Origin of the sequence: Acidocella sp. (assembly GCF_035535915.1) — a bacterium.
Classification (GTDB): Bacteria; Pseudomonadota; Alphaproteobacteria; order Acetobacterales; family Acetobacteraceae; genus Acidocella.
Genome location: NZ_DATLPB010000021.1, coordinates 1 through 13,780, shown reverse-complemented (window position 1 = coordinate 13,780; position 13,780 = coordinate 1). Strand labels below are relative to the sequence as shown.

13 protein-coding genes are annotated in these 13,780 nt (G+C 63.9%); 6 read left to right on the top strand and 7 right to left on the bottom strand.

Annotated elements, in window-relative coordinates; all coding sequences use genetic code 11:
* The 4 genes from VNC39_RS02680 to VNC39_RS02665 all read left to right on the top strand — a co-directional run.
* Positions 1-1,029: NAD-dependent epimerase/dehydratase family protein (locus VNC39_RS02680; protein ID WP_325395898.1), on the top strand; the 1,029-nt coding region annotated here is incomplete at its 5' end.
* 61 nt (positions 1,030-1,090) lie between these two features.
* Positions 1,091-1,555 (top strand): 50S ribosomal protein L13, encoded by a 465-nt coding sequence (rplM, locus tag VNC39_RS02675; RefSeq protein ID WP_325395901.1) that lies wholly within the window; start codon positions 1,091-1,093, stop codon positions 1,553-1,555.
* Positions 1,556-1,557: 2 nt separating this feature from the next.
* Positions 1,558-2,046 (top strand): 30S ribosomal protein S9, encoded by a 489-nt coding sequence (gene rpsI, locus VNC39_RS02670; RefSeq protein ID WP_325395896.1) that lies wholly within the window; start codon positions 1,558-1,560, stop codon positions 2,044-2,046.
* Positions 2,047-2,096: 50 nt separating this feature from the next.
* The gene (locus VNC39_RS02665) at positions 2,097-2,786 is read left to right on the top strand and encodes a CPBP family intramembrane glutamic endopeptidase (RefSeq protein ID WP_325395894.1); all 690 of its coding nucleotides are present in this window, start codon (positions 2,097-2,099) and stop codon (positions 2,784-2,786) included.
* Positions 2,787-2,917: 131 nt separating this feature from the next.
* Here the strand turns inward: VNC39_RS02665 and hpnK are convergent, their stop codons facing one another.
* The 5 genes from hpnK to dxs form a co-directional block, all read right to left on the bottom strand.
* Positions 2,918-3,706, bottom strand: coding sequence for a hopanoid biosynthesis-associated protein HpnK (gene hpnK / locus VNC39_RS02660; RefSeq protein ID WP_325395892.1), 789 nt, complete (start codon positions 3,704-3,706; stop codon positions 2,918-2,920).
* A gap of 136 nt (positions 3,707-3,842) precedes the next feature.
* On the bottom strand, positions 3,843-5,267 hold the full coding sequence (gene hpnJ, locus VNC39_RS02655; RefSeq protein WP_325395890.1) for a hopanoid biosynthesis associated radical SAM protein HpnJ: 1,425 nt from the start codon (positions 5,265-5,267) through the stop codon (positions 3,843-3,845).
* Positions 5,268-5,307: 40 nt separating this feature from the next.
* Positions 5,308-6,444, bottom strand: coding sequence for a bacteriohopanetetrol glucosamine biosynthesis glycosyltransferase HpnI (hpnI, locus tag VNC39_RS02650; protein ID WP_325395888.1), 1,137 nt, complete (start codon positions 6,442-6,444; stop codon positions 5,308-5,310).
* Positions 6,445-6,506: 62 nt separating this feature from the next.
* The gene (locus tag VNC39_RS02645; RefSeq protein WP_325395886.1) at positions 6,507-7,124 is read right to left on the bottom strand and encodes an ABC transporter substrate-binding protein; all 618 of its coding nucleotides are present in this window, start codon (positions 7,122-7,124) and stop codon (positions 6,507-6,509) included.
* A gap of 25 nt (positions 7,125-7,149) precedes the next feature.
* Positions 7,150-9,081, bottom strand: coding sequence for a 1-deoxy-D-xylulose-5-phosphate synthase (dxs, locus tag VNC39_RS02640; protein ID WP_325395884.1), 1,932 nt, complete (start codon positions 9,079-9,081; stop codon positions 7,150-7,152).
* 301 nt (positions 9,082-9,382) lie between these two features.
* Between dxs and ispH the strand changes: the two genes are divergently transcribed.
* Positions 9,383-10,336, top strand: coding sequence for a 4-hydroxy-3-methylbut-2-enyl diphosphate reductase (ispH, locus tag VNC39_RS02635; RefSeq protein WP_408840068.1), 954 nt, complete (start codon positions 9,383-9,385; stop codon positions 10,334-10,336).
* A 24-nt stretch (positions 10,337-10,360) separates the two neighbouring features.
* Positions 10,361-11,512 carry an adenosyl-hopene transferase HpnH gene (gene hpnH / locus VNC39_RS02630; RefSeq protein WP_325395882.1) on the top strand — a complete coding sequence of 384 codons (1,152 nt, stop codon included), beginning with the start codon at positions 10,361-10,363 and terminating at the stop codon, positions 11,510-11,512.
* A gap of 134 nt (positions 11,513-11,646) precedes the next feature.
* Here the strand turns inward: hpnH and VNC39_RS02625 are convergent, their stop codons facing one another.
* Complete coding sequence (locus VNC39_RS02625; protein ID WP_325395880.1) at positions 11,647-12,285, bottom strand: hypothetical protein; 639 nt, start codon at positions 12,283-12,285, stop codon at positions 11,647-11,649.
* 15 nt (positions 12,286-12,300) lie between these two features.
* Positions 12,301-13,461 carry an iron-containing alcohol dehydrogenase gene (locus VNC39_RS02620; protein ID WP_325395878.1) on the bottom strand — a complete coding sequence of 387 codons (1,161 nt, stop codon included), beginning with the start codon at positions 13,459-13,461 and terminating at the stop codon, positions 12,301-12,303.
* Between the last annotated feature and the right edge of the window lie 319 nt (positions 13,462-13,780).

Sequence of the window (13,780 nt, the reverse complement as noted above, 5' to 3'; positions counted from 1 at the left end):
CCCCTCCGTGATACCGACGCCGACGGTGACACCGCCGCAGGTGACGCCAACACGGGAGCGCCTGGCGCCAAACCCGGCGGCGCCCCCTCGGAATGGGCGGCGGGCGGAGCCGCGACTGGATTGACGGTTCTGGTCACCGGCGCCACCGGCTATATTGGCGGTGGGATCTTGCACATCCTGCGCGAAGCGGGAATCGATGTTCTGGCCGGAGTACGATCCACAGCGTCATTGCCGGCCGGCGCGACCGTGCTGCTCACCGGAGACCTGACGGGTTCCGGATTGAAATTACCGCCGATGGAGGCCGTGATCCATGCCGCGGGGCTGGGACACCGGCGCGGCGTAGCGACGGAGACCTGGCGGCGCGCCAATGTGGATGCCGCGGTGAACCTCGCCCGCGCCGCGCGGGAAGCCGGCGCCAAACGCTTCATCCTGATCTCCACCGCGCATGTCCATGGCCGCGTGCATCAGGGCATGGTCACGGATACGACGCCGCCCAACCCCATGGACGCCTATGCGGAGAGCAAATTACAGGCCGAGCATGACGTGGCCGCCGCCTTCGGGCCTGGGCTCTGCATCATCCGGCCGGTGGCGGTCATCGGCCCGGGTTGCCCGGGCAACATCCAATTGCTGCTGAAATTGCTGGCGCGAGGCATTCCGCTGCCCTTCGGCGCGGTGCAGAATCGGCGCAGTTTCATCGCGCGTGACGATCTGGCGCGAATCGTGCGCGCCGCCCTGCAGGCGCCGGCGATGCCCGAAAGCATGCTGGCGGCGCATTGGGAGACGATCAGCACGCCGGACCTGATACGCGCTTTGGCCCAAGGGCTGGGAACCGAGGCCAGACTGCCCGCATGCCCGCCGCATATTCTCGCCGCCGCTTCCGCCATGCTGGGGCGCTCGGCCATGTGGCAGAGCCTCTCCGGCGATTTCGTCGCCAACCCGGCCGCGGCCCGCGCCATGGACTGGGAACCGGCCGCGTCCCTGGCGGAAACTTTCCAGGAGACTGCGCGGTATTATAATACCACAACCTAAAAGACTTGACTTCATGCGCGAACATCCCGATACACCGCGCTCGAGTTTGAGGTGCAAAATGATGAAAACGACGATTTCGCTGAAGCCGGCGGATGTAAAGAAGGACTGGGTCCTGATCGACGCCGAGGGCCTGGTGCTCGGCCGTCTGGCCGCCATCGTGGCCACCCGCCTGCGCGGCAAGCATAAGCCGCAATTCACCCCGCATGTCGATTGCGGCGACAACATCGTGATCGTGAACGCGGACAAGGTGAAGCTGACCGGCAAGAAGGCCGAGAAGACCATGTTCTATTACCACACCGGCTATGCCGGTGGGATCAAGGGCAGCAGCCTCAAGGACCGCCTGGCCAGCGCCCATCCGCAGCGCGTGCTCGAAAAGGCCGTGGAGCGCATGATCACCCGCGGCCCGCTGCAGCGCCAGCAGATGAAGAACCTGTATGTCTATGCCGGTGCCGAGCACCCGCACAGCGCGCAACAGCCGAAACCCCTTGATGTCGGCGCGCTGAACGCCAAGAACCGGAGAGTTTGAGCATGTCCGAAACCACCAATTCTTTTGCTGGCCTGAAGGACCTGCCCACCGTGGCCGCCGTGGCCGAGACCGCGGCGCCCAAGCGTGAGCCCAAGCGCGATGCGCTCGGCCGCTCCTACGCCACCGGCCGCCGCAAGAACGCGATCGCCCGCGTGTGGGTCAAGCCCGGCAAGGGCGAGATCATCGTGAACGGCAAGAAGGCGCCGGTCTATTTCGCCCGCCCGGTGCTGCGCATGCTGATCACCCAGCCCTTCCTGGTCGCCGACCGCTACAACCAGTTCGACGTGTTCTGCACGGTCAGCGGTGGCGGCCTTTCCGGCCAGGCCGGCGCTGTGCGCCATGGCATCTCCCGCGCGCTGACGCTCTATGAGCCGGATCTGCGCGGCATCCTGAAGGTCGCCGGCTTCCTCACCCGCGACTCGCGCGTCGTCGAACGCAAGAAGTACGGCAAGGCGAAAGCCCGCCGCAGCTTCCAGTTCAGCAAGCGTTGATCGCCGAAAAAAAACCCGGATCACTCCGGGTTTTTTTGTATCTGGAGTTTTTGCTCCTCTTCGCCCTGGGCCCGCTGGCGATCCTGGAAGTCCGCCGGCCGGGGATCCTGTTCCTGGTGCTCTGGGTGGGCGGCGTGATCACCTATCAGGCCAGCCGGATGGCCAAGCCCCCCTCGCCGCCCAACTGGCGCCGCCGCCTGCAAGCCGTGTCCTGGTTTTTGCCCGTCAAAATACAAATCATCATCCGCCTGCTACTCGGCCTGCCAACGTCGACGGAACAGCCGGCGGAACAACGGATGGCCCGCGTGATCCTGCGGTTTGCAGTCTTCGGTACAATTTTGACCCTGGCAACCTGGGCACTGCTTCCCCACCTGTTTTTGTCCCTGCCGCGTGAGCATCCTATCCTCTGGCTGGCGATCATGGTGCTCTATCCGGTACTGTCGGTCTGGCCGCAGGAAGTGATCTTTCGGCGCTTCCTGTTCCACCGCTATGCGCGGGTCTTCGGGGAAAGCGGGGTGGTGCTGGCCTCGGCGCTGGCTTTCGGCTTCGCGCATGTGATTTTCCTGAACCCGATCGCGGTGACGCTGACCACCGCCGGCGGCGCCATGTTCGCCTGGAATTACGCACGGGAACGCTCACTCTATCTCGCCTGCATGGAGCACGCGCTCTATGGCTGCCTGATCTTCACCATCGGGCTTGGGCAGTTTTTCTATACCGGCGCAGCTTGGCATCACACTTAAGCAAGCAGCCGCTTTTTGAAAAAAGCGGCGCAAAAACTTTTGGTTACGCTGGGCCAATGGCGTTGAAACCAGCACGGCCCGGTTTAAAAAAGTTTTTGCTTCTTTTTTTCAAAAAAGAAGCGCTTCCTTCCTCACTCCCGGCGCAGCGCCAACAATGTTTTCAGCTCCGCCTCATGCTCATAGCCGGGCATCAGGCGCACCAGGGCATCGTCGCGATATGTTGCCGGATGGAAATAGATTTCCGCGCTCCCTTCGGGCAGATGCCGGAGCAAAAGCCTGATTTTGTCCTCGGTCATGTGGCCCGACCATTTGAGGCCGAAGACATGATCGGTGGCGGCGAGTCCGGCCTGTTTGGCTTGGGCGCGCAGCACGCGGCTCCAGGCGTAAAGCGCGCGGTCGCCGGCGGTGATCTTTTCACCGCACAGAGCCATGATGGCGGGCGACTCGGCGGGCACGCGGATGCGCTTGCATCCGTATTCCCGCCCGATCTCGATCATCAGCCGCGCCACGGTCGGATGCAGATGCATGTGCTTATGCGCGTCCGCATGATGCATCTCCAGGCCGGTGGCGGCATAGGCGGCGAACTGGGCGTGGATTTCCGCGCGCAGTTCCCGCCTGGCCGCGGGGGAGAAAAAATACTTCACCCCGAGCGAAGCCTGGTCGGCGGAAAAGCGCCCATCCGGGCCGGTGATGGTCGGCAGATGAAAATGGCCGAGGCACGAATCGCCGTCGACCAGAACCAGATGCAGGCCGGTCTTGAGCGCCGGCAGAGCTTTGGCGCGGCGCACCGCATCGGCGGCGGCCGGGGCGGCGACCATCAGGCTGGCCTGGCCGAGCACGCCATCCATATGCGCCCGCTCCACCGCCTCGTTCACGGAAACGGTGAGGCCAAAATCATCGGCTGAGAAAATCGGATTCATAAGAAAGTGGGCGCTTTTTGAAAAAAGCGCCGCAAAAACTTTTGTTTACGCTGGGCCGGCGGCGATGAAACCGGCACGGCCCAGTTTAAAAAAAGTTTTTTGCTTCTTTTTTTCAAAAAAGAAGCCCTTCTCTTTCTTAAGCCGTCTTGCGTTCCTTGAGGAACGCGAAGAACTCCACGCCCTCGCGCAGGCGGCGCTTCATCATTTGCGGGCTGCGGATCATTTCGTTCAGGATCGACATGATCTTCGACGGCCGGAAATAGAAGCTGCGATAGATCGTCTCCACCGACTTGAAGATCTCGGTGTGCGTCAGATGCGGATAATGCAGCGGCGCGATCTGCACGCCGTGCTCGTCGATCAGTTCGGCATGCTCGATATCGAGCCAGCCTTCCTTGACCGCCTGCTCGTACAGGAACGTGCCGGGATAAGGGGCGGCCAGCGACACCTGGATGGTGTGCGGGTTGATCTCCTTGGCGAACGCGATGGTCTCCTTCAAGGTCTCCTGCGTCTCACCGGGCAGGCCGACGATGAAGGTGCCGTGGATCTTGATGCCGAGCGCATGGCAGTCCTTGGTGAACTGCTTGGCGACGTCGATGCGCATGCCCTTCTTGATGTTGTGCAGGATCTGCTGGTTGCCGCTCTCATAGCCGACCAGGAGCAGGCGCAGGCCGTTTTCCTTGAGCACCTTCAGCGTGTTGTAGGGCACGTTCGCCTTGGCGTTGCAGGACCAGGTGACGCCCATCTTGCCGAGTTCCCGGGCGATCGCCTCGGCGCGCGGCAGGTTGTCGGTGAAGGTGTCGTCGTCGAACATGAACTCCTTCACTTCGGGGAACATTTCCTTGGCGCGGCGGATCTCTTCCACCACGTTCTCGACCGAGCGCGTGCGGTAGGTATGGCCGCCCACGGTCTGGGGCCAGAGGCAGAAGGTGCAGCGGGATTTGCAGCCGCGCCCCGTATACATCGAGATGTAGGGGTGCATCAGATAGCCGATGAAATAGTCTTCGATACGAAGATGCTTCTTATACACCTCGGTCACGAAGGGCAGCTGATCCATGTCGTGCAGGATCGCCCGGTCCTTGTTCTTGACCAGCTGGCCGTCGGCGTCGCGGTAGGTGATGCCGTCAACCTCGGCGAGTGGCTTGCCTTCGGCGATTTCCTTGATGGTGAAATCGAATTCGTTGCCGGCGACGAAATCGACCACCGCGGCGCGGGCGAGCGATTCCTCCGGCTGTACCGCCACCTTGGCGCCGATGAAGCCGATGAGGAGCTGCGGATTCTCGGCCTTGAACGCCTCCGCCACCTTCACGTCGTTGCCGAACGAGGGGGTGGAGGTATGGATGATCAGCAGATCGTGGGTTTTCGCGTGCGGAAGCACATCTGCCATGGTTAGACGCGCCGGCGGGGCGTCGATCAGCGTGCTGTCCGGCAGCAGGGCGGCGGGCTGGGCCAGCCAGGTGGGGAACCAGAAGGATTTGATCTCGCGGCGCGCCTGGTAGCGGGAACCGGCGCCGCCATCGAACCCGTCAAAGGAGGGAGGTTGCAAAAACAGGGTCTTCAACATGGCATCACTCTTTTTTCAACGGTTCAAATGTCTTAACGGCTCAAATCTTCGGCGCGTCCGGCTGTTTCCCGGAATCGGCACGCATCCTCTGCCCGCGCCAGTCTACCGTATCACCGGCATAACTGACGAGATATATGAGCGCCGAACAGAAATCCCGCACCACGAAAAGCCACGCATCGCCGGCCTTGGCAAGGCGGAGCAGCGCGTCGATGCGCCGCGCGGCGATATAGCGCGTTAGCAGCACGAACAAGATCAGCCCCACCGCCCAGGCCGAAACCCCGCTGAAAATGACGGCCAGCCCGGCCCAGAACAGCGAGATCTGCAGCACCGAAGCCGCGTAGGGAAGCGGCACCAGGGCGCGGATGGTGCGCGCCCAGCGCAATTCATGCCGGAACAGGGCGCGGAAATCCGCCTCCGGCACGGTGGTGGCGGGAATCACCGGCGCCAGCGTGAGCTGATAGCCCTTGGCGCGGACCAGGCGCCCCAGCACCTGATCGTCGGCCAGATGGTTGGACACGGCTTCCAGCCCCCCGACCTCGGCGAGCACGGTCTTGGTCAGCGCCATGGTGACGCCCAGGCAATCCTGGCGGCCGAGCTTGCGGGCCAGCAGCGCCCCGGGAAGGAAGGTGTAGTTGATCTGGTTGGCGCCCATCAGCGTGGCCAGACGCGGCGTGCCCGGAAGCGCGGTATAGAGCGTGGTGACCAGCCCGACCCCCTTCTCGCCCAAAGCCGAGACCACGCGGTCCAGGAAATAAGGCGGCACGTGGATATCGGCATCCGACATCACCAGCGTCTCGTAAGACGCCGAGGGATACATGTTGATAAGGTTGGAAATCTTCCTGTTGGTGCCATGCAGCGTCGAATCGATGATCACGGTCACGTCGCGCTGCGGGTAGCGGGCTTGCAGTCGTGCGACGATGTCCAGCACCGGGTCCCGCGGGTTCTGGACGCCGAACACCAGCTGATAGACCGGGTACTCGATGAGAAAGAACGATTCGAGCGCGAGCTCGGTAAGCGGCTCGACGCCGCAGAGCGGCTTCAGCAGCGATACGGGCGGATGTTCGCCCAGCACGGGCGCGGGAGCGGCGCAGAAACGCTGGATGATGAGTACGCCGATATATTGCTGAATCACGCCGATCAGCGCGAACAGCCCGGCAATCCAGGCAATGAGCGCCACGTCAGCGACTTCGGTTTGCGAGATGGCGGGCGCAAGCACCTTGCGGGAGAGCGTCCCTCATGTCAGGAGCCCGCACCGCTGGCCAGCGTCGCGGTCTTTTTCTCCAGAGCGGCGATCAACTGAGTGGCATTGCCCGATGTCACCAACGAGCTGAAATCGGAGGAATGAATGGCCACCTGGCTGATCGTGCCGTTGAGCAGCACGTCCGTGATCTGCCAGCCGGCTGGACCGTTGGCGACGACATAATCGAGCCGCGTTGGGGCGGAGCCGTCCGCCGGGACGATCTCCGTCTCGACGATCTTGTCGGCACCGAGCGCCTTTTCCGTCGGCAGCAGCGTGATCGTCTCGCCGTTATATTTGGAAAACTCGCTGACATAGCTGGCAACGGTGAATTTCTCGAAGGCTGCCGCCACCCGCTCCTGCTGGGCAGCGGGAATGGTCGACCACAAAAAACCGACGGAATTCTTTTCGACCTCGGCCATATCGTAGCTGGCGTTCACGACCGGCGCCAAGGCGGCGGCGCGCGATTGGAAGCTCTCGCCGGCGGAGCCGGCCTTCATGCTGGCGATCAGGGCCGCGTTGAGTGCCTGCACCGGCACGGCTTCCGGCGTCGCTGCGATGGCGGCGGCTGGAAGCAGCACCGCCGCCGCCAGCATGGTGGAACGGAGCAAATGTTTCATGGCTCTAAATGCAGATAGTTGGTGTTTACTGAGCGGGAATGGCAGCCAGATCCTGAAGCGAATCAGACCCCAACGCCATCATGACGTGCTGCACGATATCGTGCGTGGTCAGGCCGGCGTCAATGAGCTGCCCAGCAGGTGTGTTATGGTCGACGAGCCGGTCGGGTAACGTCATTGGCCGGAACTTCAACCCGGAATCGAAGGCGCCGGACCAGGCCAGATGATGCGCCACGGCGGCCCCGAAGCCGCCGGCCGCGCCATCCTCGATGGTGACCAGCACCTCATGATGGCGCGCGAGCTGGTTGATGAGCGCCGTATCGAGCGGCTTCATGAAGCGGGCATCGGCAACCGTGGTCGGGAACCCGCGCGCCGCCAGCTCGTCGGCGGCGCTGAGGCAGTTGGCCAGACGCGGGCCCAGCGCCAGGAGCGCCACTCGGGACCCCTCGCGCAGGATACGGCCTTTGCCGATCTCCCACGGGGTGCCGCGTTCCGGCAAAGCCAGGCCCAGCCCCTCGCCGCGCGGGTAGCGGAAGGCGGAAGGCCGGTCGTCGATCGCCGCCGCCGTGGCCACGGCATGCATCAGCTCCACCTCGTCGGAGGGCGCCATGATAACCATGTTCGGCATCGCCCCGAGATAGCAGAGATCGTAAGCACCGGCATGGGTCGCGCCGTCGGCGCCGACCAGACCGGCGCGGTCCATGGCGAATCGCACCGGCAGGGATTGCAGCACCACGTCATGCACAACCTGGTCGTAGCCGCGCTGCAGGAAGGTGGAGTAGATCGCGCAGAACGGCGCCATACCCTCGGTCGCCATGCCCGCCGCGAAGGTGACCGCGTGCTGCTCGGCGATGCCGACATCGAACATCCGGTTGGGGAATTTCTTGACGAATTTGTCCAGCCCCGTGCCGCCCGGCATGGCCGCGGTGACGGTGACGATCCGCGGATCGGCCTCGGCTTCCGCGATCAGGGCCTTGGCGAAGACATTGGTATAGGTCGGCGGGCCGGGCGGGGCCTTGCTTTGCTCGCCGGTGACGACGTTGAACTTGGCGGTGGCGTGCAGCTTGTCGCCGGCCGCTTCCGCCGGCGCATAGCCTTTGCCCTTCTGCGTAACGATATGCAGCAGAACCGGCTCGTTGCTGTCCAGGTCGCGGATGTTGCGCAGCACCGGCAACAGATGGTCGAGATTATGCCCGTCGATCGGACCGACATAATAGAACCCCAGCTCCTCGAACAGCGTACCGCCGGTGAGGATACCGCGCGCATATTCCTCCGCCCGGCGCGCCGTGCGCTCGAGCTGGCGGGGGAAGCGCTTGGCCATTTTCGCGGCGAAGTCCCGCAGGGACATGAAGCTGCGGGACGAGATCAAACGCGACAGATAGGCGCTCATCGCGCCGACCGGCGGGGCGATGGACATGTCGTTGTCGTTGAGAATGACGATCAGGCGGGACTTCATCGCCCCGGCATTGTTCATCGCCTCATAGGCCATGCCGGCGCTCATCGACCCGTCGCCGATGACGGCGATGACCTGGCGCGGGTCTTCCTCCTGCTTGAGGTCACGCGCCACAGCCATGCCGAGACCTGCCGAGATGGAGGTGCTGGAATGCGCGGCGCCGAACGGATCGTACTCGCTCTCGGACCGGCGGGTGAAGCCGGACAGGCCGCCCGGCTGGCGCAGGGTGCGAATCCGGTCACGCCGGCCGGTGAGGATCTTGTGCGGGTAGGCCTGGTGGCCGACGTCCCAGATCAGGCGGTCGCGCGGCGTGTCGAACACGGCATGAATCGCCACGGTCAGCTCGACCACGCCAAGGGACGAGCCGAGATGGCCGCCGGTGACCGAGACGGTATCCACGGTCTCGGCGCGCAACTCATCCGCCAGTTGCTTCAGCTGCTCGTGAGAGAGGTTTCGCAAGTCAGACGGGTATGTCACCCGATCCAAGAGCGGCGTCCGCGGCGGCATTAGGTCAATCCTCCGATAACTCGCGCCACAATCATCCGCATGTCTCGTCTTTATCCTTCGTTGAAGCCCATCGAGTTGCGCCGCGATCTGGCAGCGGCGCAACACCTGCATTCAAAAGCACATAAGGGATTGGAAAACCAATTGCCAGCGCCGCGCCCTCTGCTGCAAACCAGTCACGTTGGCCGTTACATCGAGTCTGAAGGTCCTCCTTACGCCCAAGCTTGCCGATTGTGGAGGCAATGACATATGGGGGGTGACAGAAAGACGGACAGCGTGACCGACTGGCAACAGGAACCCTGACATGGATGGCTCTCAATTACCCAAATCGATTCGTGTGATCCTGGCGCAGCCGCGCGGCTTTTGCGCCGGCGTCGAGCGCGCGATCGACATCGTGGAGCGCGCCCTCACCAAGTTCGGGCCGCCGATCTATGTGCGGCACGAAATCGTCCATAACCGCCATGTGGTCGCCGATCTGCGCGCGCGCGGCGCCGTGTTCGTCGACGAGCTCGACGAGGTGCCAGAAGGCGCGATCACCGTGTTTTCCGCCCATGGCGTGGCCCGCAAGGTGGAAAGCGCCGCGGCGACTCGGTCGCTGCCGGTGATCGACGCTACCTGCCCGCTGGTCGCGAAAGTGCATGCCGAGGGCCGGCGCTACGCCGCTCAGGGCCGGGAAATCGTGCTGATTGGGCATGCCGGCCATGCGGAAGTCGAGGGCACGATCGGCCAGATCGACGGGCAGGTCTACCTGGTGCAGACCGTCGAGGACGCCAACGCCCTGGTCGTCGAGAGCCCGGAGAAACTCTCCTACATTACCCAAACCACCCTGTCGGTGGATGACACGCGCGGCATCATCAGCGCGCTGAAGGACCGTTTCCCGGCGATCACCGGGCCGGATGTGCGCGATATCTGCTATGCGACGCAAAACCGCCAGGAAGCGGTGCATCATCTGGCCAAGCTGGTCGACATGATCCTGGTCGTGGGAAGCAAAAATTCGTCCAATTCCAATCGTCTGCGGGAAATCGGCGCGGAATTGGGCCGGCCGAGCTACCTGATCGACGACGCAGCGGCGCTGCAGCCGGAATGGTTCCAGAACGTGCGCACGGTGGGCCTCACCGCCGGGGCCTCGGCGCCGGAAGTGCTGGTCCAGGGCGTGATCGAGGGGCTGCGCCGTTTCGGCCAGGTCGACATCGAGCTTCTGGCCGGAACCCCCGAGGACGTGAAGTTCAAGCTCCCGGCCGAAGTGGCCGACGTATAAGACGTTTAAAAAGGTAACAAAAACATGGCCGTGCCATTGAACCAGGCGCTCCGAGTCGGCGCTTATGTGATGAAGCAGCATCTGAAGGGCAACAAGCGTTACCCGTTGGTCCTGATGCTGGAGCCGCTGTTTCGCTGCAACCTGGCCTGCGCCGGCTGCGGCAAGATCGACTACCCGTCGGAAATCCTGAACCAGCGCATTTCCGTGGAAGACGCCGTGCTCGCGGTCGATGAATGCGGCGCGCCGATCGTCGCCATCGCCGGCGGCGAGCCGTTGCTGCACAAGGAAATGCCGGAAATCACCCGCCGCATCCTCGACAAGGGCAAGTTCATCTATCTGTGCACCAACGCGCTGCTGCTGGAAAAGAAGATCGACCAGTACACGCCGCACAAGAATTTCTGCTGGGACATCCATCTGGACGGCGACAAGCACATGCATGACGCCGCGGTGTCGCAGGAGGGCGTGTACGAGCGCGCCGTCGACGCGATCAAGCTGGCGAAGTCCAAGGGCTTCCGCGTCTCCATCAACTGCACCCTGTTCGACGGCGCGGACCCGGAGCGGGTGGCCAAGTTCTTCGACACCATCGCCGATCTCGGCATCGACGGCGTGATGACCTCCCCCGGCTACGCCTATGAGCGCGCCCCCGACCAGGAGCATTTCCTGAACCGGCAGCGCACCAAGGAACTGTTCCGGGCGATCTTCCGCCACGGCAAGGAGAGCAAGAAGCGCGGCAAGAACTGGAAGTTCAACCAGAGCCCGCTGTTCCTGGACTTCCTGGCCGGCAACCAGACCTACCATTGCACGCCCTGGGGCAACCCGACGCGCAACGTGTTCGGCTGGCAGCGCCCCTGCTACCTGCTCGGCGAAGGCTACGCCAAGACCTACAAGGAGCTGATGGACAGCACCGACTGGGACAAATATGGCGTCGGCAATTACGAGAAATGCGCCGATTGCATGGTGCATTCCGGCTTCGAGGCCACCGCGGTGGTCGATTCGGTGAAGCGCCCCTGGAAGATGGCCGCGCTGGCCCTGAACGGCATCAAAACCGAAGGCGCCATGGCCAAGGAGATCCCGCTGGACAAGGCGCGCAAGGCCGAGTTCGTGTTCTCCAAGCATGTGCAGGCGAAAATGGCCGAAATTCAGGCCAAGAAGGCGGCCGCCGTTCCGGCTGAGTGAGAGTAAGCGCTACTTTTTGTGAACAAAAAGTAGCAAAAAAACTTTGATAACTTTGGGCCCGTGCCGGTTTCACCGCCATGGGCCCAATTTCAAAAAGTTTTTGGTGCCGCTTTTTTCAAAAAGCGGCTGCTTTCTTATCTTTTGAGCGTCTTCACGCGGCCGACCAGAGCCGCCCGCGCCCTTCCGGCATCGCGCGCTAGGCCGATCAGCGCCGGAATCTGCGCCGGATTCGCCACCACGGACCGCAGGATGCGCGGCAGGTCGATGGCGCCTGACGGTTGCAAAGGCACCAGGGCCGCCGGCGGCAAGGTACGGCTGGCGGGGTCGGCGACCGCGCGCAGGACCGCGAAAGGCAGCCCATGCGCCCTGGCCGCGCGGGCGACGGCACCAGATTCGAGATCGACGGCACCGATTCGCGTCGCGCCATAAAGCGCTGCTTTCTGCGCAACCGTGGCGGCAATGTCCCTACCGGCGAGAATCGTGTCGCCCATAGATCCGCCCAGGAAGGTGATGAGCGCCGGATCGCAGGGATAATAATCGGCGCCCTCGGCCACCGCCCGGGGCACGAGCAGCGCGCCCGGCGCGGCGTCGGGCGCCAGCCCGCCGGCGAGGCCGAAACTCACGAGCGCCTGGGCCCCCTGCCCGATCAGGCGCTCGGCGGCGCGGTAGGCACCCTCCGGCCCGCCGCCGCCGGCCGCAACCAGAAACCCGGTTTTTTCCAATAACCGGGCCTCGGCGGTGAGGCCGGTGACAAAGCCGATCGCAGAATTCATCGCCGGCGCCGGAAATTACTCATACATGCCGTCATACAGCGCGACGATCTCGGCAGCATCGGGCACGCGCGGATTGTTGCCCGGGCTGCCGGAAGCGAGCGCCTGCTCGGCCATCAGCGCGATTTTGGCCTGCCAGTCGGCGGCGGCAATGCCGAACTGCTTCGGCGTCGGCACACTGAGTTCCGCATTCAGCGCCTGCAGCCCTTCGAGCAGCTTGGCGCCGGCCAGCTGGTCGGCATCGTCCGGCGCCGCGAACCCCGCCAGGCGCGCCGCCTCAGCGTAACGCGGCAGGGCCGCCTCCAGCGAGAACCGGGTGACGGCGGGCAGCAGCATGGCGTTGGACAGGCCGTGCGGCACATGGAAATGCGCGCCGATGGGCCGTGACATGCCATGCACCAGGGCGACGGAGGCGTTGCAAAAGGCCATGCCCGCTTGCGTGGCGCCGAGCATCATCGCCTCCCGCGCCGCCGCGTTGTTCGGCTCGTGATAGGCGGTGCGCAGATTGGCGCCGATCAGCCGCATGGCGGAGATCGCCAGCGGATCGGAGAACGCATTGGCCCGGCGGGAGACATAGGCTTCCAGCGCATGGGTGAAGCTGTCGACGCCGGTATCGGCGGTGATGCGCGGCGGCACGGAAAAGGTCAGCTCGTAATCGACGATGGCCGCGAGCGGCATGGCGCCGAGCCCGGCGATGAGCATTTTCTCGTCGCGCTCCGAATCGGTGACGATGGTGAAGCGCGTCGCCTCCGAGCCGGTGCCCGCGGTGGTCGGAACGGCGATCAGCGGCAGCGCCGCCCGGTCGGCCACGGCCGGCGTTTTGTAATCGCGCATCTTGCCGCCGCCGGCTGCGAGGATGGTCATGGCCTTGGCGGTGTCGATCGGCGAGCCGCCGCCAAAGGCCAGCAGGCAGTCATGATGCGGGGCGATACGTTTGACGCCCGCTTCGACGACGATGTCTGTCGGCTCGGGGATGGTCTCGGAAAACACGTCGAACGCGATCCCGGCGGCGCGCAGCGGCTGTGTCAGCCGCTCGAGCAGGCCCGACGAGACCATGAACGGGTCGCTGACGATGAGCGGACGGGACAGGCCGAGCCGGGCCAGCAGCGCGGCGATGCCGGCGACTTTGCCGCCGCCGATTTCGATCAGGCGCGGCGCGTGGAATGTCATCTGGTTCATCAAAGCCTCTCAATTATCAGCGGTCATGCCATGGAATGACGCGCGACGTTACCTGGTTCAGCGGCAGATGGCCGCCCGAGTTGACGCCGCTCCCCTTCCCTATCGTTTACCTGATCTCCGGTTTGTCGGTAATAGTGGCAATGATGCTAACAGGATCGGAGCTTCGCATGGCCTTCCCGCTCTCCAGGGTTAACCCCGTCTTGCGTGAGGCTTGGCCGGCATGAAATTCCTGTCGCGCTGGGTCGAAGCGCTGCTGTTCGGCGGCCGGATGCTTTTGGTGCCGATCTACCTTGCCATGCTGGTATTGCTGGCGACGCTG

Bases quoted from the DNA above. Each gene is read 5' to 3' on its own strand.
- VNC39_RS02625 (WP_325395880.1), bottom strand. From the start codon at position 12,285: ATGAATTCTGCGATCGGCTTTGTCACCGGCCTCACCGCCGAGGCCCGG.
- rplM (WP_325395901.1), top strand. From the start codon at position 1,091: ATGAAAACGACGATTTCGCTGAAGCCGGCGGATGTAAAGAAGGACTGG.
- hpnK (WP_325395892.1), bottom strand. From the start codon at position 3,706: ATGAATCCGATTTTCTCAGCCGATGATTTTGGCCTCACCGTTTCCGTG.
- VNC39_RS02620 (WP_325395878.1), bottom strand. From the start codon at position 13,461: ATGAACCAGATGACATTCCACGCGCCGCGCCTGATCGAAATCGGCGGC.
- VNC39_RS02645 (WP_325395886.1), bottom strand. From the start codon at position 7,124: ATGAAACATTTGCTCCGTTCCACCATGCTGGCGGCGGCGGTGCTGCTT.
- rpsI (WP_325395896.1), top strand. From the start codon at position 1,558: ATGTCCGAAACCACCAATTCTTTTGCTGGCCTGAAGGACCTGCCCACC.
- ispH (WP_408840068.1), top strand. From the start codon at position 9,383: ATGGATGGCTCTCAATTACCCAAATCGATTCGTGTGATCCTGGCGCAG.
- dxs (WP_325395884.1), bottom strand. From the start codon at position 9,081: ATGCCGCCGCGGACGCCGCTCTTGGATCGGGTGACATACCCGTCTGAC.
- hpnJ (WP_325395890.1), bottom strand. From the start codon at position 5,267: ATGTTGAAGACCCTGTTTTTGCAACCTCCCTCCTTTGACGGGTTCGAT.
- hpnH (WP_325395882.1), top strand. From the start codon at position 10,361: ATGGCCGTGCCATTGAACCAGGCGCTCCGAGTCGGCGCTTATGTGATG.